The following is a 22749-nucleotide window of genomic DNA, read 5'->3' on the forward strand; positions in this document are numbered from 1 at the left end:
CTCCCGCGCAAACCCGAGGAATCCGAGGAAGAGTGATGAGTCCCCTGCCCGTACCGCCGCTGGGCCCGGCCCGTTCGGTGTACCGGTCGGCGGCCGGCGAGGTCGCCGTCCGCGCGTGGTGCGAGGCGGCCCTGGCCCGGGAGCCGAGGCTGCGGACGCGCCGGGTGCCGGCGGCCGGCCGGGACACGGGGGTCCACAGGCTGTCCGGCGGCCCGGCGACCCCGGTCCTGCTGCTGTCCGGCGAGCTCCTGGGGACGGCGAACCTGGTCCCCGCCCTGCGCCTCCTGGCCGAGGACCGGCCGGTCCTCTCCGCCGACCTGCCCGGTCTGCCCGGGACCGGCGACGCCTCCCGCTCCGCGCTGCACCGCGCGGGCGCCCTGGGGGCCTGGCTGGACGACCTGTTACCCCGGATCACCGACGCCCCCGTGATCGTGCTCGGCCACGGGATCGGCGCGGTCGCGGCCCTGACCGCGGCACCCTCGCCGCTGGTCGCGGCCCTGGTCCTGGTCGGCCCGGACGGCCTGGCCGCCCCCGTTCCCGACCTCGGCAGGACCCGCGCCGCCTGGGCGTGGCGGCTGTCCCCGAACGCCCGGACCGCGGCCGGACTGCTCGACGCGCTGGGCGCCCCGCCGGAGCGGGAGGGACACCCGCTGACGGTGTGGACGGCGCTGGTGGGGCGCCACTGCCGGGCCGAGCCCGTGCCCGGCCTGCTGCGCGGCGAGGAGTTCCGGGACTGGTCCGGCACACCCGTGGCCGTCGCGACCGGGGAGCACGACCGGGTGCTCACGCCGTCACTGCTGAGCGGTCCCGCGCGCCGCCTGCTCGGGACGGGGGTGAGCGTCCTGCCCGGCGCCGGGCACCTCGCGCTCCACGACGCCCCGGAGGCGGTCCGCGACCTGCTGCGCGAGAGCGATCCGCACCGCCCGCGGCACGGCCCCGTCCTCGCGCCGTGACGGCCCCCGCCCCCCGGACGCCGGTGGCCGCACTCCCGGGCGGGGGTGCGGCCACCGGCGTCGTGACGGGTCGGTCAGCCGAGCTCGGCCATGACCTCGTCGGGGATGTCGGCGTTGGTGAAGACGTTCTGCACGTCGTCGGAGTCCTCCAGGACGTCCACCACGCGCAGGACCTTCTTGGCGGTCTCGGCGTCCACCGGGACCTCCATGGTCGGCAGGAAGCTGGACTCCGCCGACTCGTAGTCGATGCCCGCCTCCTGGAGCGCCGTGCGCACCTGGACCAGGTCGGTGGCCTCGCAGACGATCTCGAAGGCCTCGCCGATGTCCTCGACCTCCTCCGCGCCGGCGTCCAGCACCGCGAGGGTGACGTCGTCCTCGGTGGTGCCCTCCTTGGGCACGATCACGACGCCCTTGCGGTTGAACAGGTACGACACCGATCCGGCGTCGGCCATGTTGCCGCCGTTGCGGGTGACCGCCACGCGCACCTCGGAGGCGGCGCGGTTGCGGTTGTCGGTGAGGCACTCCACGAGCAGGGCGACGCCGCCGGGGGCGTAGCCCTCGTACATGATGGTCTGCCACTCGGCGCCGCCGGCCTCTTCACCGGAGCCGCGCTTGCGGGCGCGCTCGATGTTGTCGAGGGGGACCGAGTTCTTGCGGGCCTTCTGGATCGCGTCGTAGAGCGTCGGGTTCCCGTCGGGGTCACCGCCACCGGTGCGCGCGGCCACCTCGATGTTCTTGATCAGCTTGGCGAAGAGCTTGCCCCGCTTGGCATCGATGACGGCTTTCTTGTGCTTGGTGGTGGCCCACTTGGAGTGGCCGCTCATGCGAGTCCTTTCACGATGTCGACGAAGAGGCGGTGGATACGCGCGTCGCCGGTCAGTTCGGGATGGAAGGACGTGGCCATCAGGCCGCCCTGTCGTACGGCGACGATCCTACCGGCCTCGTCGGGGCCGGGGACGGCGCCGAGCACGGTGACGTCCGGTCCGACCTCCTCCACCCAGGGCGCCCGGATGAACACCGCGTCGAACGGCCCGCCGTCCAGCGCGCCGATGCGGACACCGGTCTCGAAGGACTCGGTCTGGCGGCCGAACGCGTTGCGGCGCACCGTCATGTCGATGCCGCCGACCGTCTCCTGGTCCGCGGTGCCCCCCAGGATACGGTCGGCGAGCATGATCATCCCGGCGCACGTCCCGTAGGCGGGCATCCCGGCGCGGACGCGCTTGCGCAGCGGTTCGAGCAGCCCGTACCGCACGGCCAGCTTGGACATCGTGGTGGACTCGCCGCCGGGGATCACCAGCCCGTCGACGGTGTCGAGGTGCTCGGGCGAGAGGACCTTGACGGTGTGCACGTCGAGGGTGTCGAGAACGCGCTGGTGCTCGGCGACGTCCCCCTGGAGGGCCAGGACGCCGATGGTGGGTCTGTGGGTCACGTACGTCCTCACTCTGTACTGCCTGAACGGGGGGACGGGCCCGGGCGTCCGCCCGGGCCCGGGGCCGCTACCAGCCGCGCCCGGCGTACCGCTGGGAGTCGGACAGCTCGTCCAGGTTGATGCCGACCATGGCCTCGCCCAGGCCGCGCGAGACGCGCGCGATGACGGCGGGGTCCTCGTAGTGGAGGGTGGCCTGCACGATGGCGTCGGCGCGCTTGGCCGGGTCGCCGGACTTGAAGATGCCCGAGCCGACGAACACGCTCTCGGCGCCGAGCTGGCGCATGAGCGCGGCGTCGGCGGGGGTGGCCACGCCGCCCGCGGAGAACAGCGGGACCGGGAGCTTGCCCAGCTCGGCCACCTCCTTGACGATGTCGTAGGGGGCGCGCAGCTCCTTGGCGGCGCCGAACAGCTCGGCCTCGTCCAGGGTGCCCAGGCGCTTGATCGCCGCGCGGATGGACCGCATGTGGCGGGTGGCCTCGACGACGTTGCCGGTGCCGGCCTCGCCCTTGGAGCGGATCATGGCCGCGCCCTCGGCGATGCGGCGCAGGGCCTCGCCCAGCTCGGTGGCGCCGCAGACGAACGGCACGGTGAACGCCCACTTGTCGATGTGGTGGGCCTCGTCGGCGGGGGTCAGGACCTCGGACTCGTCGATGAAGTCGACGCCCAGGCTCTGGAGGACCTGCGCCTCGACGAAGTGGCCGATGCGGACCTTGGCCATGACCGGGATCGAGACGGCCTCGATGATCCCGTCGATCATGTCGGGGTCGGACATGCGGGCCACCCCGCCGTCCTTGCGGATGTCGGCGGGGACGCGCTCCAGGGCCATGACCGCGACGGCACCGGCGTCCTCGGCGATCTTGGCCTGGTCCGGCGTGACGACGTCCATGATGACGCCGTTCTTGAGCTGCTCGGCCATGCCCCGCTTGACGCGCTGGGTACCGACTGCGCCGTCGGGGGTGGTCGCTGCGTTGTCAGCCACGGTGGTGGACTCCCGTCCCATCAGGTGTTTCCAGGGGAATGGGCGCGCCCGGACGGCGGCCGGCGTTCGCGCGTCGGGGGCGCGCGGACGCCTCGGCGCCGCGCACCCCGGGTCTCCCGGACCACCATGGTAGTTCCTCCCCTTCCGGGGGGCTTTGGCCAGATAGGCGTTTTCCGGGGCCCCGGCCTTACAGGGTGTCGGGTGCGGCCACCGGGGCCGGGAGCTCCGGCGGCCGGTCGTCGATCTCGAAGAAGTCCGGCAGCGGTGCCCCGCCGGCCAGGCGGAACAACCGGACGACCCGGGAGCGGCGCGCCCGGCGGGTGTCGGCGACGGCGGCGTTGTAGAACACCCGGGCCAGGTGGACACCCCTGGCGGCGGAGGCCGTGGCGGGCAGCAGCCCGGCGGCGTCGGCGGCGCGCAGCGCGGCGGGGTCGGCCAGGGTCCGGCGCAGGGAGTGGGACAGGGCGCTCTCGGCGGGTTCGCCGCCGTCGGCGGCGTCGGCGGCCGGGAGCAGGGCGGCGGCGTGGACGGGACCCAGCACGCGGGCCAGGCGGAGGGCGGTCTCCCGGCGCCGGTCCAGGGCGGTGCGCAGCCCGGCCCGGGACAGGTCCACGCGCTGGTGGAGCCGGTGCAGCCGGGTGGCGCGCCAGGACAGGTAGAGGGCGCAGGCGATCACGGCGACGAGGGCGCCGACGACCACGAGAACCGCCAGGGCCTGCTCGCTCACGGTGCGCACCCCCTCGTTCCCAGGTTACGGACCGGGGCGGCGTCAGTGGGTGCGGACACGCTCCCCCGCCAGAACGGTCTCGTAGACGGACACGATGTCGGCGGCGACGGTGTCCCAGTCGTAGGCCCGGACGGCCTCCCGGGCGGCCCGGGACAGGACGGCCCGGCGGTCGGGGTCGTCGAGCAGGGCGTCGGCCCGGCGCGCCAGGTCCGCGGCGTCGCCGACGGCGAACAGCTCGCCGGCCCTGCCGCCGCCCAGGACGGCGGAGAAGGCGGGGATGTCGCTGGCCAGGAGCGCGGCCCCGGCGGCCATGGCCTCGGTCAGGACGATGCCGAAGCTCTCCCCGCCCAGGTTGGGGGCGCAGAACAGGTCGGCGGAGTGGTAGGCGCGGACCTTGTCCCCGTCGTCGAGGCGGCCGGTGAGGACGATCCGCTCGCGCAGCCGGTCGGGCACGGCGGCCAGCGCCGGGCCGGGGTCGCCGGGGCCGGCGACCAGCAGGCGCAGCCCGGGCCGGTGCGGGGCGAGCCGGGTGAACGCCTCCAGCAGCACGGCCAGCCCCTTGCGGGGTTCGTCCAGGCGGCCCAGGAAGCCGATGGACCCGCCCTCCCCCGGGAACCCGGGCAGCGGCCGGGCGTCGGCGAACCGGCGGACGGCCACCCCGTTGGGGATGAGCACGGCGTCGCCGCCGAGGTGTTCGACCAGGGTGCGGCGGGCGGCCTCGGAGACCGCGATGCGGGCGTGGACCTTCTCCAGGGCCGAACGCAGCGCGTGGGAGCCGGCGGACATCGCCCGCGAGCGCGGGTTGGCGGTGTGGAAGGTCCCCACCAGGGGGCCCTCGGCGGCCCAGCAGGCCAGCAGGGAGACGCTGGGGGCGGCGGGCTCGTGGATGTGCAGGACGTCGAACCCGCCCCGGGCGATCCACCGGTGGACCCGGGCCGCCGTGCGCGGCCCGAAGCTCAGCCGGGCCACGGACCCGTTGTAGGGCACGGGCACGGGGCGCCCGGCCGGGACGAGGTGGTCGGGCAGGTCGGCGGCGCCGTCGCCGACCGGGGCCAGGATCGAGACCTCGTGGCCGCGGGCGATGAGCGCGTCGGCGAGGTCGCCGACGTGCTGCTGCACCCCGCCGGGGACGTCCCAGGAGTAGGGGCAGACCAGGCCGATCCGCATGCCCATGGCCTACCCGGCCCGCCCGCCCGCACGCGTCGGGGCCTCCGGCGCGGCCCCCGCCTCCCGGCGGGCCCGGAGGGCGCGGTCCGCGTCCAGGTCGCTCACGAAGACCGGCTGGAGCATGTGCCAGTCCTCGGGGTGCTCGGCGATGGCGCCCTCGAACACCCGGACCAGGTCCTGGCTGGTGCGCCGGATCCGCTCGGAGCGGGTGGCGCCCTCCGCGACGGGGACCTCGTCGTGGATGCGGATGCACCAGTGGGGGCCGTCGTACCACAGGGAGACGGGCAGCAGGGCGGCCCCGGTGTTCATCGCCAGGGCGGCCGGGCCGGTGGGGACGCGGGCGGCCTCCCCGAACAGCTCGACCTCCACGCCGGTGCCGTTGATGTCGCGGTCGGCGAGCAGGCACACCAGGCCGCCGTCGCGCAGCCGGCGGGTGAGGGTGCCCACGGTGCCGACGGCCCCGCCGGTCAGCGGCAGCACCTCCATGCCCAGGGACTCGCGGTGGGCGGTGAAGCGCCGGTACAGGCTCTCCGGCCGCACCCGCTGGGCGACGGTGGTGAGGGGGATGCCGCGCAGCGTGATCCAGGCCCCGGCGTGGTCCCAGTTGCCCATGTGGGGCAGGGCGACGACGGCTCCGCGGCCGTCGGCGATGGCCTTCTCCAGGGTCTCGACGCCGGTGGCGCGCGTGTCGCCGAGGATGCGCTCGGGCGTCATCGCCGACAGCCGGAACATCTCGTAGAAGTAGCGCATGTAGGAGCGCATCCCGGCCCGGGACAGGGCGCGCAGCTGGGCGTCGGTGGCACCGGGGCCGACCAGGCGGCGCAGGTTGCGCTCCAGGCCGCGGGTGCCCTCGTCGTGGGTCCGCCAGGAGCGGTCGGCCAGGTGGCGGAACACCGCCCGCCCCGCGCTCTCGGGAGCGCGGCCCACGGCCGCCCATGCCGCCGCGTAGGCGGCTGCGGCCACCCGTTCGTCCACGTCGTGCCCCTTCCGGTGTCTAGCGCTGGTTGCCGGGTGCCGGTTCGGCGCCCTCGTCGGTGTCGTCGAGGAGGTCCGGGGCGGCCCCCTCCGCGGGCTCCGCGCCGACGGCGTCCTCCTGCTCCCGCTCCCTGTCCCGGGCGTCGATCTCGTTGAGCCGCGCCCGGGTCTCCAGCAGGCGCTGGAGGATGGTCAGCAGGCTCATGCCGGCCAGCACCCACAGGCCGCCCGCCAGGACGTAGGGGACGCCGAACTCGCTGAGGGCCACCGACACCAGGATGACGATGAGGCGTTCGGTGCGCTCGGCCACGCCGACGTCGCAGTTGACGCCCAGGCCTTCGGCGCGGGCCTTGATGTAGGACACCATGAACCCGCTGATCAGGCAGAACAGGGTGAGTCCGGCGAGCAGGGGGTCGTCCCCGCCGGCGATGAACCACCACAGCAGGCCCGCCAGGATGGCCGCGTCCGCGATGCGGTCGAGGCTGGAGTCGAGGAACGCGCCGAAGGCGCTCTCGGAGTCCTTGGCCCGGGCGACGGCGCCGTCGAGCATGTCGAAGAGCACGAACACGGTGATGACCACCGAGCCCGCGTACAGCTCGCCGCGCGGATAGAAGTAGAGGGCACCGGCCACGACGCCGGCGGCACCGATGATCGTGACGATGTTGGGGGTCAGGCCGATCCGGGCCAGGCTCCGGCCGAGCGGAGCGGTGACCCTGGAGACCAAGGGGCGAAGGATTCTCAGCATGTCGTCTAGTGCACCTCCACCGGCATGTGCCGGGGATTTCCTGGCGCACGCGACGCCCCGCCGGCCGACGGGCCTGCGGTCCGTGCGCGATCGACGCCAGCCGGGACGGCACCGGCCCGGATGTCTGGGGTTCTGGGAGGTACCGCGCGTGCGCGCACGGGGCGCGCACGGCGATGATCCTAACAGTCGGCCGCGGCGATACGCCGCGAACGGCGCGTCCCCGCACCGGACGAACGAATCTCGTGTCCGCCGGGTTCCACGGCCCCTACCCCGCTCCGCCGGGATCAGTCCGAGGGCCAGTGTCCGGCGAGCCGTTCCCGGGTCTGCTCCAGGAGCTCGGGGAGCACCTTGGTGTGGCCGATGACCGGCATGAAGTTGGTGTCGCCGCCCCACCGGGGGACGATGTGCTGGTGCAGGTGGGCGGCGATGCCGGCCCCGGCCGCCGACCCCAGGTTCATGCCCACGTTGAACGCCTGGGGGCGGTAGGCGGCGGTGAGGGCCCGGATGCCCTCCTGGGTGAGGGTGGCGACCTCGGCGGTCTCCTGCTCGTTGAGGGCGGTGTACTCCGACACGTGGCGGTAGGGGCACACCAGCAGGTGGCCGCTGTTGTAGGGGTACAGGTTGAGGACGACGTAGGCGCTCTTGCCGCGGTGCACCACCAGGCCCTCGGGGTCGCTCAGGCCGGGGGCCCGGCAGAAGGGGCAGCCGTCCTCGGGGCGCGGGCCGGAGGGCTTGTTCTCGCCCTTGATGTAGGCCATCCGGTGCGGGGTCCACAGCCGTTCCCAGCCGTCGGGCTCCCCCGTGCCCGCGCCGGGGGCGCCGCCCCGCTCCTCGTAGCCGCTGCCGTCCGTCATCGCCGACCCCTCCGCGCCGTCGTGCCCTGTCGCGGACCCAGCATAGAAGCGCCGGGGAGGTGGCCGCGGCCACGGGCCGCGGACCTCCCCGGCGGGGCGTTCAGAGGCCGAGCAGGGTGCGCAGGTGCCGGGGGGCGAGCGGGCCGTGGGCGAGCAGGGCCCGGGGCCCCGCCCCGGGTCGGGCCCCGGACAGGTCCGCGAGCAGCGCGGCGGTCTCCCGGCGGGCGATGTACCGGGCGGCCGCGGGGAACACGGCGGTGCGCACCCCCTGCCAGATCCGGTCGGCCTCCTCGACGTCGTGGTGGCCGCGCACGGTGAGCATGCCGATCGCCTCGGGCTCGGTGAGGTCGCCGGTGTGCAGGCGGATCTCGACGACGGCGGCCAGGGCGTCGCGCAGCCGGTCCAGGGCGGCCAGCAGGCGCAGGGCCCGGTCGGCGCGGACCCCCTCGGCGTCGCCCGGGTCGCCGCCGGACCAGCCCCGGCGGGCCAGCTCGTCGGCCGCGTACGCCTCCCAGCCCAGGACGAACAGCGGAGCGGGCAGCAGGGCGCGCACCGGCGGCGCCCCGTCGCCGGGGGCGGGCCCGCAGGTCAGCGCCTGGGCCCGCGCCACCAGGCGGGTGACGCGCAGCCGCAGGTCGTGGCGGTGGTGGCGGGCGCGGTGGTCCAGGCGGTGTTCGGGGACGCGGGGGCCCGCGGCCCGGCGCTGTGCCAGGCCGTGGGCGGCGAACAGGATGTGGCCGCGTGCGGCGGAGGCGACCCGGTGGCAGGCCATCAGGGCCGTGGTCCGCTCGCCGGGGGCCGCCGAGGCGGGTGAGAGCACCACGCGGACCCGGGATTCGAGCTCGGTCTCCAGGTGCTCTCCGACGCGCATCGCGGCGGTGAGGTGCGCGGGCGGGACTCCGGGGCCCTTCTCCAGCCGGGCCAGGAGGACGCCGGTGTGCCCGGGGATCTCCAGGGCCGCGGCGAGGACGGCGTCGCGGTACTCCGCCTCCGGCAGCCGGACGTCGTCCAGGAGTCCGGCCAGGGCCGCGGCGGGGTCGTGGGCGACCGGGTTCCAGGTCTGGGGGCGCAGGTCCGCGGTGCGCCACAGCAGGGCGGCGGCGCGGGCGCGCAGGACGTCCCGGTCGATCAGCTCGTCGGGCGTCGCACGGGCCGGGGCGGCCCCTTCCGCCTCGTGCAGGGCGCGCCGGTACAGGGCGGTGCGCCGCCCGTCCCCTTCCGGACTCCGGTCGTCGAAGAACCACCCGGGGGCCGCCGGGTCGCCGAGGGAGCGGGCCCAGGAGGGGTCGGCCGCCCGCAGGGCCTTCAGGGCGCGGTCGGCGGCCGCGGGGAAGGGGGACGGGGGGCGCAGGCGTGCGGTGGGTCGCCGCGGGATGCTCATGCCGTCACCCTGCCACGCACGCGTCGGCCGTCCCCGGGGCCTGACCGGCTCCGGACGGTCCGGTTCCGGCCAGGCCCCGGGCGGGGCGTTCAGAGGCCGAGCAGGGTGCGCAGGTGCCGGGGCGGCGGGGAGCCGTGCGCCAGCATCATGTCGTGCCGCTCGCGGTCGGACCGGCCGGGGTGGACGGCGGCCAGGTCGCGGGCGATGTCCGCGACCTCGGCCTGGCCCACGTAGTAGGTGGACAGCTGGGCGCTGGTGAGCAGGGCCCGGCGCCACTTCCCGGCGGCCTCGCCCTCCTCCTGGTGCCCCCGCCCGACGAGCAGCGACATCGCCTCGGCCTCGGTGAGGTCGCCGGTGTGCAGGCGCACGTCCAGGATGGCGTTGAGGATCATCCGCAGCCGCATCTTGAGCTGCACCAGCCGCAGCACCGCGTTGTCGGCGGGGTCGTCGGACCAGCCGTGGCGGGCCAGCAGCTCCTCGGCGTAGACCGCCCAGCCCTCGACGAAGGGGCCGCTCCACAGCACCCGGCCCACCCGCGTGCCGCCGCGGTGGCGGGAGGCGTGGGCGAGCTGGAGGGCGTGGCCGGGCACCGCCTCGTGGACCATGAGGTTGCGCAGCAGCCCGGCGTTGTACTCGCGGAAGAACGACTCCCGGCGGGCGGCGGGCCAGTCCCGCGGGGGCGGGGAGACCGCGACGAGCGTGGGGCTCTGCGCGGCCCGGGGGTCCAGCGGGCCGGGCGGGTCGCAGTAGGCGACGGCGATCCCGCGCCGCGACTCCGGCATGGGGATGACGCGGACGGGGTCGTCGTACACGGTGACCAGGTCCAGTTCGCGCACCCGTCGGTCCAGGTGCGCCAGGGCGTCCTCGCACAGGGGCCGCACGGTGTCCGGGCCGGTGGCGTTCTCCGCGGCGACCCGGGCCAGCGCCTCGGCGGCCAGTCCGGCGGCGGGCGGGCGTCCGAGGTAGGCGGACGAGGCCTCGGCCAGGGCCTCCTCGGTGGCGATGAGGTCGCTCTGGGCGCGGACCAGCAGCGCCTCGGGGGACAGCTCGGAGTCGAGGGTGTACCAGAGCCGGGCGGCGTAGACCCGCTCGCCCAGGCGCGGGTCTGCGGTGGCGGACTCCAGCCGTCCGCTCAGCCACTCCCCGTACTCCTCCACCGCCCCGAGGGCGGCCTCCAGGGCGTTCTCCAGGTCGGCGGGGGCGGCGTCGGGCTCCCGGGCCGCCAGGGCGGACACGCCGTCGGAGAGGAGCGTGCGGGTGCCCTCCAGCTGTGCCAGGGCGGTCTCCACGTGCACCCGGGACATGCCGGGGCCGGACCCCAGGCGCTCGCGGGCCACGGCCAGGTGGCCGGGCAGGGCGGAGCAGCGCGCGGCCAGCGCCGCCAGCCGGTCGGCCACGGGGAGCTGCTCGCGCTCCACCAGCGCGTACACGGCGTCGCCCGGGGAGTGCTCCAGGGGGTCGTGGGAGAGCGGGCGCAGCTCGGCGGTGTGCCACAGTTCGGAGCCGATCCGGGCGCGCAGGACCTCCAGGTCGACCCGGTCGCCCGGGGAGAGCAGGTCGTCGTCGATGTCGTCGAGGGAGCCCAGGGCGTCGGTGAAGAGGCGCGCCCGCCGTGTGTCGGCCTCCTCGGAGCGGTCGGTGAGGCGGTCCGCGCCGCGCGGGTCGCCCAGGTCCAGGGCCCACTCCGGGTCCTCGTCGAGGAGGGCGTCGAGCACGCGCTCGGCGACCTCGCGGAAGCGGCCGGTCATCCCCGGCTCGGGATGGGAGGAAGAGCTCATCCGGACATGATGCCAGGCAGCACGGACGCCCGGTTCCCGTCTGGCGGGAACCGGGCCGTGCACTGTGCGGGACCCCGGCCCGAATCGGCCTCCGCTAGCGCCAGGAGTTCTGGCCGCCGGTGGAGGTGGGCTGTCCTGCGGCGCCCTCGGGGTCCCCCACCGTGATGGCGTGCTCGACGAGGGTGATGAGCGTCGACTTGGTGGAGGCCCGGTCGCGGGCGTCCACCTGGACGATCGGGATCTCCGGGCTGAGCGTGAGCGCGTCCCGGACCTCGTCCGCGGCATGGGGGTAGTACCCGTCGAACCCGTTGATCGCCACGATGAAGGGCAGGCGCGCCTCTTCGAAGTAGTCGATCGCGGGGAAGCAGTCCGCGAGGCGGCGGGTGTCCACCAGGACCACGGCGCCGATGGCGCCCTTGACCAGGTCGTCCCACATGAACCAGAACCGGTGCTGTCCGGGCGTGCCGAACAGGTACAGGATCAGGTCCGAATCGAGAGACACACGGCCGAAGTCCATGGCGACGGTCGTGGTCTGCTTGTCCGGCGTCTTGGCGAGGTCGTCGACCCCGACGCTGGCGCTGGTCATGACCGCTTCGGTGGTCAGCGGCACGATTTCGGAGACGGAGCCCACGAATGTCGTCTTCCCGACACCGAAGCCCCCGGCGACGACGATCTTGACCGACGTCATCGCGTTCCCCCCAGCACCGCCTTCCTCGGCCGGGCTAGAGCTTGCGAAGTCCACTGAGCACCCTTTCAAGCAGGTTGGTGTTCGGGCGGGCGTCGTTGTTGAGCGAAGACCTGATCTGGACCAGTCCCTGCTCGGACATGTCCGCCACAAGCACCCGCGCCACGCCGAGCGGCATCCGCAACAGCGCGGAGATCTCCGCCACGGAGCGCCACTCCCGGCACAGGTCGCTGATCGCCTGCCATTCGGGCGTCAGCGTGCCCGACTCGTTGAGGGCCGTCGTCGTCGTCGAGATCAGAGCTTCGAGGGGAAGCTGCGACTTCGGCTTGGTACGGCCCTTGGTCACCGCGTAGGGGCGGACCAGAGAACTGGGCGCGCTTCCCGCAGCGGATCGTTGATCGTACGGTTGTTGGATAGGTCGAGGAACATCTCCGCCGCCCGGAACCGCCGGGATCCCCCCTGTGGGGGGACCGCTCGGCTGTTGTCCGAACCACGAGGCGCTCCCGGCATCTCTACTGTGAGGTGCCACCACTTCCTCCTGTCGGTGGTGGATCAGTGGATTCCCGAGGTGCGCGCCGCTGGTGTCAGCGCCCGCCCCGCCCGCTCGACGAGCAGGGTCATCTCGTACGCGACCAGACCGAGGTCGCTCTCCGCGGAGGCCAGTACCGCCAGGCAGGAGCCGTCGCTGATGGCCATGATGAGCATCAGCCCCCGCTCCATCTCCACGACGGTCTGGGCGACCGCACCACCCTCGAACACCCTGGCCGCGCCCTGGGTCAGGCTGGACAGGCCGGAGGCGATCGCCGCCAGCTGGTCCGCGCGGTCGGCCGGGAAGCCCGCGGACGACGCCAGCGGCAGACCGTCGGACGAGACGACGATCGCGTGGGCGACATCGGGTACCCGGTCGGCAAAGTCAGTGATCAACCAGTTGAGTTCATTCACCTGTCGACTCATCTGATCTCCTGTCCAAGTTCGCCGGCTGGTCTCTTCGGCACTGCTACCGCCGGCACGGCATGTGACAGCACTGCCTCTGCAACTGCCCGGACCCTCCCGTGGGGGTGGTCGGGAGCCTGGTGTTCGATTCTCTTCGAGCGACGGGTGTGACGCGTCCGAGAAGCTCGGTAGATGCTATTGCATCCGGCTTCCCTGAATAAGAGGGACCCTGCCCCGCCGTTGTCCACTCCGGTCACCCCTCCGACTGCCCGTCGCCCAGGCGGCTGCGGCCATCGCGGACGCCCTTCTGGAAGCCCGAGAACCGGTTGCGGACGCGATCGGCGCTGCGGGTCGGCATCTGCTTGAAGTTCTCCGGCTTGGGGGCGGTCCCAGGGACAAGGTTTGCCTTGGGAACCCGTTTTGGCAACCCCGAGGTGGTCAGGCCGCCCGCGATGGGCTCGGCCGCCGACCGCGCGGCCTTCCAGCCGCGGTCGGCCGCGGAGTTCCACTCCTGCTCGGAGCGGGTCTCCGGTTCCGCGGTCCGGGCGGACTGCGGTGCCGCGGTCGCGGAGGGGGCCGCCGGGGCGGCGGGCGCCGCCGGGACCTGGCGGATGGGGCCGGTCTCCGTCGCGTCCACCGTGGGCCCTCCGCCGGTGCGGCGGCGGAACCAGTTGGACTCGATGGCGTCGAAGATCGGCAGGGAGTCGTTCTCCTCGCCGCCCGGAGTGGGCGGGACGACCGTGTTGCCGGCCGGGCCCTGGGCCGCGCCGTAGCGGCGGGACAGGTAGGCCGTGGAGCCGTAGCCCTCGCGGTTCTCCCCCGCGCCGTTGCCCGAGCGCCAGGAACCGGTCTCGTTCGCGGCCGGGGGCCGCTGCCCGCCGGTGGTCCAGTCCGTGGAGGACGGGGCCGCCGGGGCGGACGAGGCGGAGACGGCCGGGAAGGTCTCGGTGTCGGACTCGTCCCGGCGTCGGCCGGCGTCGGCCGGGGAGCCGTTGCCCGAGAGGGCGTCGGACGAGGGGCGCTCGGAGCGTCCGCCGCCGAAGGCGTCGTAGCTCTCGGGCTCGGGGCGGCGGAACGCACCGGTGTCGGACGGGCGGCGGAAGGCGCCGGTGTCCGCGGGGCGGTCGAACGCGCCGGTCTCGGAGGGGCGGTTGAAGGCCCCGGTGTCGGCGGGCCGGCTGAACGAGCCGGTGTCGGTGGAGCGGTCCACGGGGCGCTCGAAGAGCGATCCGCCGGTCTCCTCGCGCGGCGCCGGGTCGAAGAGGCTGTGTCCGGTGCTCTCGGGCGCCGGCGCGGTCTCCTCGGGGGTGTCGTAGGGGTCCACGACACGGCGCTGGGAACCGGTCTCGCCGGAGATCGCGCCGGAGCCGCCGGTGGTGCCCCAGACGTCGGAGCCGGTGCTCTCGGTCCCGGCGGAGGAACCCGAGTTCCACAGGTCCTGGCCGCTGGGCGGGTGCTCGTCGGCGCGCGAGGACGTGCCGGGCTGGCGCTTGGGCAGTCCGGCGCCCAGGTCGGTGCCGGCGCCCTGGGTCTGCCAGGTGTCGGTCGGCTCGGGCGCGGCCGGGCCGGAGGCGAAGGCCGCCTCGGCGTCGGCGTAGGTGTCGGGGGCCGCCGCGGAGAGCTCCAGGCGGCTGTCGGCGCCGCCCAGGGCGTGCTGGCCCTCGACCGGGGTGATGAGCAGGTCCGGCGGGAGGATGACGACCGCGGTGGTACCGCCGCCGTGCGCCTCCTTGAGGTTCATGCGGATGCCGTGGCGGTGGGCCAGGCGCGAGACCACGAAGAGGCCCATGCGGCGCGAGACCGCGACGTCGATGACCGGCGGGGAGGCCAGGCGGGCGTTGATCGCCGCCAGGTCCTCGGCGGCCATGCCGATACCGCTGTCGGTGACGTCGACCTGGACGCCGCCGTTGTCGAGGGTCTTGGCGCTGACCAGGACCTCGGTGTCGTGCGGGGAGAACGAGGTCGCGTTCTCCACCAGCTCGGCGACGAGGTGGATGACGTCGTTGACCGGGCGGCCCAGCACCGAGATGTGGGAGGGGGCGCGCACGTTGACGCGCTCGTACTGCTCGACCTCGGAGACCGCGCCGCGCAGCACGTCGACCAGCGGGACCGGCTGGGCCCACTTGCGCGTGTTGTCCTGCCCGGAGAGGACCAGGAGGTTCTCGTTGTTGCGGCGCATGCGCGTCGCGAGGTGGTCGAGCTGGAACAGGTCGGACAGGCGGTCGGAGTCCTGCTCGGACTGCTCCAGGCCGTCGATCAGTCGCAGCTGCCGTTCCACCAGGGTCTGGCTGCGGCGGGACAGGTTGACGAACATCGCGTTGACGTTGCTGCGCAGGGCGGCCTCGTCGGAGGCCAGTGTCAGGGCCACGCGGTGGACGTCGTCGAAGGCCCGGGCCACCTCGCCGATCTCGTCGTGCGTGTCGACCTCGATCGGGGTGACCTTGACGTTCTCGGGGACCGCCCCGGCCTCCTGCATCCGGTTGATCGCGTCCGGCAGGTCGCGCTCGGCGACCCGGCGGGCGCCGTCCTCCAGGGTGCGCAGCGGGCGCACCAGGGAACGGACCACCAGGGAGGTGAGGATGAACACGGCCAGGAGCACGCCCGCGACGACGACGAGGTCGATCAGGGCGCGGGTGAGCGCGGTGGCGCGCAGCTGGGCGGCGTCGTTCTGGATGCCCTCGGCGACCTGCTCCTCGACGTCCTGGAGCTTGCCCAGGGCGACGCCGGCGATCTCGATGTAGTCGTCGGGTCCGTCGTTGGAGGTGACGCCGCTCAGCGGTGCGTTGCGCTCGGCGCGGTACATGACGCGCATGCGCATCGTCGAGACCTGGCTGACCTGGAGGCCGGTGAAGTTCTCGTCGAAGATGTCGCGCTGGGTGGGCGAGGCCGCCTGGACGAAGTTGGAGATCTCGTTGTCGTAGCGCGCGCGGCTGGAGTCGATCGCCTCGGCGATACCGCCGGTCATCGAGTTGCGGTAGAGCGAGTGGCCCATCAGGGCGGTCTCGTACGACAGCTGGTCGCGGGCGTTCGACAGGGCCGTCAGCGTGCGGACGCTCTCACGCAGTTCGGTGTCGCCGGTCTCGTCGGCGATCGTCTGGTTGAACTCGGTGAGCGAGCGCGTGATGGTGCGGTACTTGGTGACGACCGGCAGCACCGTGATGCGGGTGTCGTCGACCTCGTCGCGCAGCGAGTCCAGCGTGGTGAGCTGGGTGCGCATGTTGTTGAGGCGCGTGTTGGCGAGGCTGCCGTCGACCTCGCCGATGTCCTCCAGCCGCGCGTTGAGCGTCTGCTGGAGGTCGAGGGTGGCGGCGCGCTCCTCCTCCAGGGCCTGGCGCTTGTCGTCGGAGCGGCGCGCCGGGTCCGGGTCGTCGGAGATGTAGACCGCGCTGGCGCTGCGTTCGCGACCGAGCTGGTTGGCCAGCTGCACGATCAGGACGCCGACCTCGGCGCGGTCCTCGATGTGCGCGTGGGTGACCGTGGAGACCGCGGCCTCGTAGACCCGCAGACCGCCGAGGGCGAGAGCCACGGCGGTGGGGATGACGATGAGGGCCACCAGACGGGAACGCACCCGCCAGTTACGTGGCCTCCACCAGTCGGGACTGCGCTGGGACGCGGCATCGGCTTGTTCGGCCTGCGCCGCCTCGCTCTGCGCGCCGGTCCCGTTTTTCGTCGCTCGTGTCGACACGGACCCTCGCAACCTTTCGTGTCACCGCCGTGAACGGCTGTCGGTACCCAGGGCCGACCGCTCCGACCCGAGCAGCACTCGGGCACATCGGCATGGACCACTGGTGGCCACCGAACCGGTAAGCGGTGGGGAATGTGGGGAGATGTGAAGACTGTCCGCCGGACTCGCCTGGGAGGAGAGGAGCCGCCCACCCGACCAAAGAGTTCCAGCGGGTGCGCGTGCGGTGGATAGCGTACCAATGGGGGCGAAGGGATCGCTGCGGGCGTTCGGGCCCCACAGAGCAAGATCACTTCGCTCACCGAGCCCCATAATGCCGTCATTGTCGGCATTATTACCAATCTCCCTGGTCAGCCATGGGGACCGAAACCCGACCGGGCGTTCGGGTAACTTTTTGGACACACCATCGGCTTCCCCATCAAGACCACCTCGACATGACATCGTGACAATACGTACACGCAGGTCCGGGGGAGGAAGCGGGCATGTGCGCGGTATTGCGTCCATCGTCGAACACACTGGGTAATGACCGAAAAGCGGAACGTTCGGGCAGCCCAACGCGGGTCCGCTCCGCCGGGCCCGCATTTTCGGTCAGGTTCGCATTTCCCGTGGGCCTCGCCGTGCTCGCGGCGTTCTCCTGCCCCTCCCCCGCCGCCGCCGAAGACCCCGTGGTCGAACTGGCGACTCTGCGCGCCGAACTGGAGGGATTGCGCGCCGAGGCCGGGGAGCGGATCGAGGAGTACATCGCCGAACGCGAGCTCCTGGAGGAGCTCGCCGAGGAGGGGGAGTCCGCCCGGGAGCGCGTCGCCGAGGCCCGGGCGCGCGGGGAGGCCTCCCGGCTGGCCGTCGCCCGCCAGGCCGCCGCCGTCTACAAGGGCGCCGACCTGTCGCCCGCCCGCGTCCTGTTCGGGGCACAGGGGCCGGCGGGGATGCTGGACCTGGCCGCCGACCTGTCGCTGATCGGCGACCACCGCTCCGCTGAGCTGGGCCGGGCCCGCGCGGCCGGGGTCGCCGCGGACACGCACTCCGAGACGGCGCGGGAGGCCGAGCGCGAACAGGAGGAGGCGACCGAGCGGGCCGACGAGGCGCGCGAGGAGGCCGAGGAGGCGATCCGGGTCCAGGAGAAGGCCCTCGCCGGGCTGATCGCCGAGCAGACCCGGCTGGAGGCCCGCCGGGAGGCCGGGGAAGGCGCGCCGCGCGAGGCCAGGGACGCCCCGGCGTCCGGGGCCCTGCCCGGCCCCGAGCCGGGCGCCGGGACCGGTCCTGCGGCGGACGCCCCCGCCTGCGCCGGGGGCGACGTGTCGGCGCACTCCAACGGGCGCATCCCCGACTCGCTGCTGTGCCCGCTCCCCCAGCCCGGGGAGCGGCTGCGCGCCGACGCCGCCGCGGCCTTCATCGACCTGGACGCCGCCTACCGCGAGAGGTTCGGGCGCGCGATGTGCGTGACCGACTCCTACCGCCCGTACCACGAGCAGGTGTCGCTGTTCGAGCAGATGCTGCCCGGCATGGCGGCCCGGCCGGGGACCAGCACGCACGGGATGGGGCTGGCCGTCGACCTGTGCGGGGGCGTGAACGTCCCGGGCAGCCCCGAGCACGAATGGATGCTCGACCGGGCCCCGGGGTTCGGCTGGGACAACCCGCCCTGGGCGCGCGGCGGCTTCGAGCCCTGGCACTGGGAGTACACGCCCTAGGGACCCGCGGGGCCCGCGGCGGGTGTGCCCCGGGTCAGACCCGGGAGCCGACCCTGACCTCGTAGGAGCCCAGCTCGCCCAGGTCCACGAACACCTCGTCGCCCTCGGCCAGCGGACCGGAGTCCACCGGCAGCAGGGCGTTCACCCGGCCCGCCTCCCGGGACAGCCAGGGGTCCCCGGGGTCCAGCACGGCGCGCCCGCGCTCGGTGCCCTCGACCTCCACGGCCGCCTCCCAGTCCGCGATCGGCTCGTCGGAGGTGACCAGGACCGGGCCCAGGCCGAGCAGGACGGGCTCCCCCGCGGCGTCCAGCCACAGGCAGGCGGGCGTGCGGGCGTCGACCCGCCCCGGAGCACCGGCGACCGCCGCGAGGCCCACACGGGCGCTGTGGGCGGTGGCCGGGACGGGGTCGTCCACGGCGCCGACCAGGCGCGGGGGGACCTCCCAGACGTCGCCGCCGGACAGGACGGCCACCGGGGAGGACGGGGAGAGCGGGGCGCACATGCGCGCCTCCCACTCGACGATGATCTCGATGGGCGCCCGGCGGGTGCTGGCCAGCACCCCGGCCAGGGCGGGCACCCCGTCAGCCAGCAGTTCGTCCAGGCTCCGGGGGTCGGGCACGCCCAGCACGTCGCCGTCGTCCAGCGCCCCCACTCGCTCGCCGCCGCCACTCGGGGACAGGTAGGTCACCCAGCGCACCGCATCCTCCTCGGTCCCCCGCCTCGTCCGGACCACGGCGGCGGGATCTCAGATCGCCACGGTCGGGCTGTGCTCCTTGCCGGTGCCGGCGCATCCCCGGCACGGCTCGTCGACCCGGAGCCACACGATGATCCCACTCGTGTCCCGGTGCGGGCGCTCGGGCCGCCACCATCCGGTACCCGAGCAGAACCGGCAGTCGAGGCCGTCCCGGTCGCACCATTCGCACGAGGAGATGGCACACCGCGTGTGCGTCGGTTCCCGCATCGGGTTCATGCGCCCCCACCGTCTCCCGCGAAGTCGCGACCAGCCTTGCACATGCATCTGCACACGTCCACCCGCCGGGGCGCCCCGGTGCCCGCCCGGGCCGTGCCGGACCGCCCGGAAGGGACGTCCGGGCCGGTCAGGCGGACTCGCGGACCACCAGGCGGGTGTCGAGCATGACGGTCTCGGACTCGGCCGCGCGCGGGATCGCGACGTCCACCAGCAGGCGCGCCATCTCCTGGCCCATCTGGACCGAGGGCTGGTGGACCGTGGTGAGCGCGGGGTCGCTGTAGTGGGCCATGAGGGTGTCGTCGTGGCCGACCACCGCGACGTCCTCGGGCACCCGCAGCCCGCGGGCGCGCAGGACCCGCAGCCCGCCGATCGCCATCATGTCGGAGGCGATGAAGACCGCGTCGGGCGCGGGCCCGCCGTCGAGCAGCCGCTCCATGGCCTCGGCACCGCCCTCGACGCTGAAGTCGCCCTGGACCACGAGCCGGTCCTCGATCTCGATGCCCGCCTCGGCCATGACCCGCTGGTACCCGCGCAGGCGCTCCACGCCGGCGTACATGTCCAGGGGGCCGGTGACGGTGGCGACCCGGCGGTGGCCCTTCTCCAGGAGGTAGCGGACCGCCTTCTCGGCGCTGCCGACGTTGTCGATGTCGACCCAGAACGGGGAGGGCACCTCGGCCAGCGGCCGGCCGCCGTGCACGACCGGCACGCCCGCCGCCGCCAGGCGCCGGGGCAGGGGGTCGTCGCGGTGCAGGGACACCAGGAGGGCGCCGTCCACGTGGAAGCCGCTGAGGTACTCGCCGACCCGCTTGTGCTCGGCCTCGCTGCGGGCGGTGGTGAGCATCAGCTGGAGGTCGCGCTCGTGCAGGACCGAGCTGACGCCGCGGACGATGTCGGCGAAGAACGGGTCGGAGAAGAGCCGGTCGCGCAGCTCGGAGACCACCAGGGCGATCGTGTCCGTGCGCCGGGTGACCAGGGTGCGCGCGGCCTGGTTGGGGCTGTAGCCCAGTTCGGCGATCGCGTTGTGGACCGCCTCCCGGGTGCGCGGGCTCACCTGCGCCGACCCGTTGATCACCCGGGAGACGGTCCCGCGGCCGACCCCGGCCCGCTCGGCCACCATCTCCAGGGTCGGACGCCGCCGACCGCCACCGTCACCGCTCTTGGCCACTTCGCGTGCTCCCTCTGGGAAAAATCGTACGCCGCCGCGGCCGGGGTCACCGGCCGCGGCGGCCTTGGTCGTCCGCCCCCTCCGGGGCGGCCTGCCTGTTCTAGCGTTCCGGGAACCGTCCCGTGGCCGCCAGGCGGGAGTACCACTCGCCGCTGTCCTTGACCGTGCGCACCTGCGTTTCGTAGTCGACGTGCACGATCCCGAAGCGGCGGGAGTATCCCCACGCCCACTCGAAATTATCCAGAAGCGACCAGGCGAAGTATCCGCGCAAGGGCACCCCGGCGTGGATCGCCTCCTTCGCGGCCCTCAGGTGGCCCTCGTAGTAGTCGAGCCGGTCGGTGTCGTGGACCCTGCCGTCCTCGGTGACGGTGTCCTCGAAGGCGCAGCCGTTCTCGGTGACGTACAGGTCGATGCCGCCGCTCTCGCCGGCCAGGCGGAGCAGCACGTCGTACAGGCCGGTCGGGTCGATCTCCCAGCCCATGTGGGTGACGGGCAGGCCCTGGGAGACGTGCACCTCCTCGGGCTCGGCGCCGAGCCAGGCGCCGCCCTCGCCGCTGACCAGCGCCGGGTCCAGGCCCTTGGCGGAGGCGGCGACGAACTCGGGCGAGTAGTAGTTGATCCCGAGGAAGTCCAGCGGGGCCGAGGTGATCTTCAGGTCGCCGTCGTGGATGAAGGAGAAGTCGCTGACGGACGCCAGGTCCTCCAGCACGTCGGCGGGGTAGGTGCCCTTGAGCAGCGGGTCGGTGAAGATGCGGTTGCGCACCCCGTCGGCCCTGCGGGCGGAGCGGGCGTCGGCCGCGCTGGGGCCGTGGGGCCGGATGACCGCCTGGTTGTGGGCGAGGCCGACCCGGGAGGGGTGGCCGGTGGAGCGGATGGCCTGGGCGGCCAGGCCGTGCCCGAGCAGCAAGTGGTGGGAGGCGGCCAGGGCCGCCGCGGGGTCGCGGTGCCCGGGCGCGTGGTGGCCGTTCTCGTAGCCGAGGAAGGCCGAGCACCAGGGCTCGTTGATGGTCATCCAGTCGGAGACGCGGTCGCCGAGCGAGTCGGCCACGATCTGCACGTAGTCGCGGAACCGGTAGGCGGTGTCGCGCGCGGGCCAGCCGCCGGCGTCCTCCAGGGTCTGGGGCAGGTCCCAGTGGTAGAGGGTGGCCCAGGGCTGGATCCCGGCCTCCAGCAGGGTGTCGACCAGGCGGTTGTAGAAGTCGAGCCCGGCCTGGTTGACCTTGCCGCTCCCCTCGGGGAGGATGCGCGGCCAGGCGATGGAGAACCGGTAGGCGCCCAGGTTCAGCCGGCTCATGAGCGCGACGTCCTCCGGGTACCGGTGGTAGTGGTCGTCGGCGGGGTCGCCGGTGTCGCCGCCCAGGACCTTGCCGGGGGTCTCGGCGAAGGTGTCCCAGATGCTGCGGCCGCGGCCGTCGGCCGTGGTGGCGCCTTCGATCTGGAACGAGGCGGTGGCCGCCCCCCAGAGGAAGTCCTCAGGGAAATCGCTGCGGTTGCTCACTTGTTCGGTACGCACCTTCCATGACGAGGGGACATCGCGTATGGGAGCGCTCCCATAAAACAAGCAGACCGGACACCTTGTGTCAATCGACGAAAGTCACCCCGAAACCCAACCGTTACGAGTGGTCGGCGCGGGGCGCGGCGTCCGGACGGCGCCCCGCGCACACGTTACTCCGGGGACTCCGAGGCGGTCGGCTCGGCCTGCCCGCCGCCGACCGGGATGACGATCCCCTGCCAGCGCTCCTCCATGAAGTCGCGGACCTCCGGGCCGTGCAGCAGCTCGTCCAGCCGCACGATGTCCTCGGCGCCCGCGTCCTCCGACCGCACGACCAGCCCGTTGGCGTACGGGTTGTTCTCGGTGCCCTCCCAGGCCAGCGCGTTGGCCGTCGTCGGCAGGTCCGCCTCCAGGGCGTAGTTGCCGTTGACCACGGCCGCGTCCAGGTCCTGGAGCGAACGCGGCAGCTGCGCCGCCTCCACCGGGGTGACGGTGACGTTCAGCGGGTCGTCCTCGATGTCGTCCACCCCGGGCGAGTCCCCGGCGTCCTCGGCCAGGGTGATCACGCCGGCGTCGGCCAGCAGGTGCAGGGCCCGGCCCATGTTCGAGGTGTCGTTGGGCACCCCGATCTCGGCGCCCTCGGGCAGGTCCTCCAGGTCGGCGGCGTCCTGGGAGTAGATGCCGAACGCCTCCAGGTGCACGTCGGAGACGTAGCTCAGGTCGGCGTCGGGGTTCCCCGCCAGGTACTCCTCGAGGAACGGCACCGTCTGGTAGTAGTTGGCGTCCAGCTCGCCCTCGGCCAGGGCGGCGTTGGGCTGGTTGTAGTCGGTGTACTCGACGATCTCCAGGCGCAGCCCGGCGTCCGCGGCCAGGTTCTCGTCGATGAACTGCAGGATCTCCGCGTGCGGGGTGGGGGTCGCGCCGACGCGCAGGACGGTGAGCCCCTCCGCGTCGGTCCCCTCCTCCGCGCGCTCGCTGGGACTGCCGCAGGCCGCCAGCACGGCGGCGGCGAGCGCCGCCGCCCCGGCCCCGCGCAGCACGCGCCCCCACGGCGCCCCTGCCCTGTCTCCGGTCATCGCATCTCCTATCCAGGAATCCAGACGGGTCGGACGAATGTCGGGGGGCGGGGGGCCGGGGGGCGCGGTG

At 73.8% G+C, this 22749-nt stretch carries 21 protein-coding genes; 2 read left to right on the top strand and 19 right to left on the bottom strand.

Annotation, left to right across the window (positions count from 1 at the left end; translation table 11 throughout):
* The first annotated feature begins 35 nt into the window (after positions 1-35).
* A complete protein-coding gene (locus K1J57_RS00665) occupies positions 36-953 on the top strand; it encodes an alpha/beta fold hydrolase (RefSeq protein ID WP_220562555.1) in 918 nt (305 codons plus the stop codon).
* A 74-nt stretch (positions 954-1027) separates the two neighbouring features.
* Here the strand turns inward: K1J57_RS00665 and K1J57_RS00670 are convergent, their stop codons facing one another.
* The 14 genes from K1J57_RS00670 to K1J57_RS00735 all read right to left on the bottom strand — a co-directional run bounded on the left by K1J57_RS00670 (position 1028) and on the right by K1J57_RS00735 (position 16174).
* The gene (locus K1J57_RS00670; protein WP_220562556.1) at positions 1028-1777 is read right to left on the bottom strand and encodes a YebC/PmpR family DNA-binding transcriptional regulator; all 750 of its coding nucleotides are present in this window, start codon (positions 1775-1777) and stop codon (positions 1028-1030) included.
* Positions 1774-2382 (bottom strand): pyridoxal 5'-phosphate synthase glutaminase subunit PdxT, encoded by a 609-nt coding sequence (gene pdxT, locus K1J57_RS00675; protein WP_220562557.1) that lies wholly within the window; start codon positions 2380-2382, stop codon positions 1774-1776. The genes K1J57_RS00670 and pdxT overlap by 4 nt, the downstream gene beginning before the upstream one ends.
* A 67-nt stretch (positions 2383-2449) precedes the next feature.
* Complete coding sequence (pdxS, locus tag K1J57_RS00680; RefSeq protein WP_277615488.1) at positions 2450-3361, bottom strand: pyridoxal 5'-phosphate synthase lyase subunit PdxS; 912 nt, start codon at positions 3359-3361, stop codon at positions 2450-2452.
* A gap of 187 nt (positions 3362-3548) precedes the next feature.
* Positions 3549-4088: a hypothetical protein gene (locus tag K1J57_RS00685; RefSeq protein ID WP_370634565.1), complete on the bottom strand. Its 540-nt coding sequence runs from the start codon at positions 4086-4088 to the stop codon at positions 3549-3551.
* 42 nt (positions 4089-4130) lie between these two features.
* On the bottom strand, positions 4131-5261 hold the full coding sequence (locus K1J57_RS00690) for a glycosyltransferase family 4 protein (RefSeq protein WP_277615489.1): 1131 nt from the start codon (positions 5259-5261) through the stop codon (positions 4131-4133).
* Positions 5262-5264: 3 nt separating this feature from the next.
* A complete protein-coding gene (locus tag K1J57_RS00695; RefSeq protein ID WP_220562559.1) occupies positions 5265-6230 on the bottom strand; it encodes a phosphatidylinositol mannoside acyltransferase in 966 nt (321 codons plus the stop codon).
* Positions 6231-6249: 19 nt separating this feature from the next.
* Entirely contained in the window at positions 6250-6954 is a 705-nt protein-coding gene (pgsA, locus tag K1J57_RS00700) for a phosphatidylinositol phosphate synthase (protein WP_220565271.1), read from the bottom strand.
* Between the two features lie 305 nt (positions 6955-7259).
* Positions 7260-7829, bottom strand: a complete 570-nt coding sequence (locus K1J57_RS00705) for an HIT domain-containing protein (protein WP_220562560.1) — start codon at positions 7827-7829, stop codon at positions 7260-7262.
* 100 nt (positions 7830-7929) lie between these two features.
* Positions 7930-9210, bottom strand: coding sequence for a hypothetical protein (locus K1J57_RS00710; protein ID WP_220562561.1), 1281 nt, complete (start codon positions 9208-9210; stop codon positions 7930-7932).
* A gap of 89 nt (positions 9211-9299) precedes the next feature.
* A complete protein-coding gene (locus tag K1J57_RS00715; protein ID WP_220565272.1) occupies positions 9300-10958 on the bottom strand; it encodes a DUF885 domain-containing protein in 1659 nt (552 codons plus the stop codon).
* Between the two features lie 124 nt (positions 10959-11082).
* Positions 11083-11676, bottom strand: a complete 594-nt coding sequence (locus tag K1J57_RS00720) for an ATP/GTP-binding protein (protein WP_017572034.1) — start codon at positions 11674-11676, stop codon at positions 11083-11085.
* 34 nt (positions 11677-11710) lie between these two features.
* Positions 11711-12127 carry a DUF742 domain-containing protein gene (locus K1J57_RS00725; protein ID WP_370634665.1) on the bottom strand — a complete coding sequence of 139 codons (417 nt, stop codon included), beginning with the start codon at positions 12125-12127 and terminating at the stop codon, positions 11711-11713.
* 98 nt (positions 12128-12225) lie between these two features.
* On the bottom strand, positions 12226-12627 hold the full coding sequence (locus tag K1J57_RS00730) for a roadblock/LC7 domain-containing protein (RefSeq protein WP_073376201.1): 402 nt from the start codon (positions 12625-12627) through the stop codon (positions 12226-12228).
* A 232-nt stretch (positions 12628-12859) separates the two neighbouring features.
* On the bottom strand, positions 12860-16174 hold the full coding sequence (locus K1J57_RS00735) for a nitrate- and nitrite sensing domain-containing protein (protein ID WP_220565274.1): 3315 nt from the start codon (positions 16172-16174) through the stop codon (positions 12860-12862).
* Positions 16175-16893: 719 nt separating this feature from the next.
* Between K1J57_RS00735 and K1J57_RS00740 the strand changes: the two genes are divergently transcribed.
* Complete coding sequence (locus K1J57_RS00740; protein ID WP_255646765.1) at positions 16894-17976, top strand: M15 family metallopeptidase; 1083 nt, start codon at positions 16894-16896, stop codon at positions 17974-17976.
* Positions 17977-18010: 34 nt separating this feature from the next.
* On the opposite strand, the gene K1J57_RS00745 is transcribed toward K1J57_RS00740, so the two are convergent.
* The 5 genes from K1J57_RS00745 to K1J57_RS00760 form a co-directional block, all read right to left on the bottom strand.
* Entirely contained in the window at positions 18011-18673 is a 663-nt protein-coding gene (locus tag K1J57_RS00745) for a hypothetical protein (protein WP_220562563.1), read from the bottom strand.
* Positions 18674-18721: 48 nt separating this feature from the next.
* On the bottom strand, positions 18722-18946 hold the full coding sequence (locus tag K1J57_RS33230; protein ID WP_255646766.1) for a hypothetical protein: 225 nt from the start codon (positions 18944-18946) through the stop codon (positions 18722-18724).
* Positions 18947-19073: 127 nt separating this feature from the next.
* The gene (locus tag K1J57_RS00750; RefSeq protein ID WP_370634666.1) at positions 19074-20063 is read right to left on the bottom strand and encodes a LacI family DNA-binding transcriptional regulator; all 990 of its coding nucleotides are present in this window, start codon (positions 20061-20063) and stop codon (positions 19074-19076) included.
* Between the two features lie 148 nt (positions 20064-20211).
* Positions 20212-21609 (bottom strand): GH1 family beta-glucosidase, encoded by a 1398-nt coding sequence (locus tag K1J57_RS00755; protein ID WP_220562565.1) that lies wholly within the window; start codon positions 21607-21609, stop codon positions 20212-20214.
* Positions 21610-21776: 167 nt separating this feature from the next.
* Positions 21777-22679 (bottom strand): MetQ/NlpA family ABC transporter substrate-binding protein, encoded by a 903-nt coding sequence (locus K1J57_RS00760; RefSeq protein WP_220562566.1) that lies wholly within the window; start codon positions 22677-22679, stop codon positions 21777-21779.
* Between the last annotated feature and the right edge of the window lie 70 nt (positions 22680-22749).

The organism is Nocardiopsis sp. MT53, from assembly GCF_019598965.1.
Classification (GTDB): domain Bacteria; phylum Actinomycetota; class Actinomycetes; order Streptosporangiales; family Streptosporangiaceae; genus Nocardiopsis; species Nocardiopsis changdeensis.

What these genes read in the sequence shown, in the direction of transcription:
- K1J57_RS00665 (WP_220562555.1), top strand. Translation starts at nt 36, where the DNA reads ATGAGTCCCCTGCCCGTACCGCCGCTGGGCCCGGCCCGTTCGGTGTAC.
- K1J57_RS00670 (WP_220562556.1), bottom strand. Translation starts at nt 1,777, where the DNA reads ATGAGCGGCCACTCCAAGTGGGCCACCACCAAGCACAAGAAAGCCGTC.
- K1J57_RS00690 (WP_277615489.1), bottom strand. Translation starts at nt 5,261, where the DNA reads ATGGGCATGCGGATCGGCCTGGTCTGCCCCTACTCCTGGGACGTCCCC.
- K1J57_RS00705 (WP_220562560.1), bottom strand. Translation starts at nt 7,829, where the DNA reads ATGACGGACGGCAGCGGCTACGAGGAGCGGGGCGGCGCCCCCGGCGCG.
- K1J57_RS00710 (WP_220562561.1), bottom strand. Translation starts at nt 9,210, where the DNA reads ATGAGCATCCCGCGGCGACCCACCGCACGCCTGCGCCCCCCGTCCCCC.
- K1J57_RS00715 (WP_220565272.1), bottom strand. Translation starts at nt 10,958, where the DNA reads ATGACCGGCCGCTTCCGCGAGGTCGCCGAGCGCGTGCTCGACGCCCTC.
- K1J57_RS00720 (WP_017572034.1), bottom strand. Translation starts at nt 11,676, where the DNA reads ATGACGTCGGTCAAGATCGTCGTCGCCGGGGGCTTCGGTGTCGGGAAG.
- K1J57_RS00730 (WP_073376201.1), bottom strand. Translation starts at nt 12,627, where the DNA reads ATGAGTCGACAGGTGAATGAACTCAACTGGTTGATCACTGACTTTGCC.
- K1J57_RS33230 (WP_255646766.1), bottom strand. Translation starts at nt 18,946, where the DNA reads ATGAACCCGATGCGGGAACCGACGCACACGCGGTGTGCCATCTCCTCG.
- K1J57_RS00750 (WP_370634666.1), bottom strand. Translation starts at nt 20,063, where the DNA reads ATGGTGGCCGAGCGGGCCGGGGTCGGCCGCGGGACCGTCTCCCGGGTG.
- K1J57_RS00760 (WP_220562566.1), bottom strand. Translation starts at nt 22,679, where the DNA reads ATGACCGGAGACAGGGCAGGGGCGCCGTGGGGGCGCGTGCTGCGCGGG.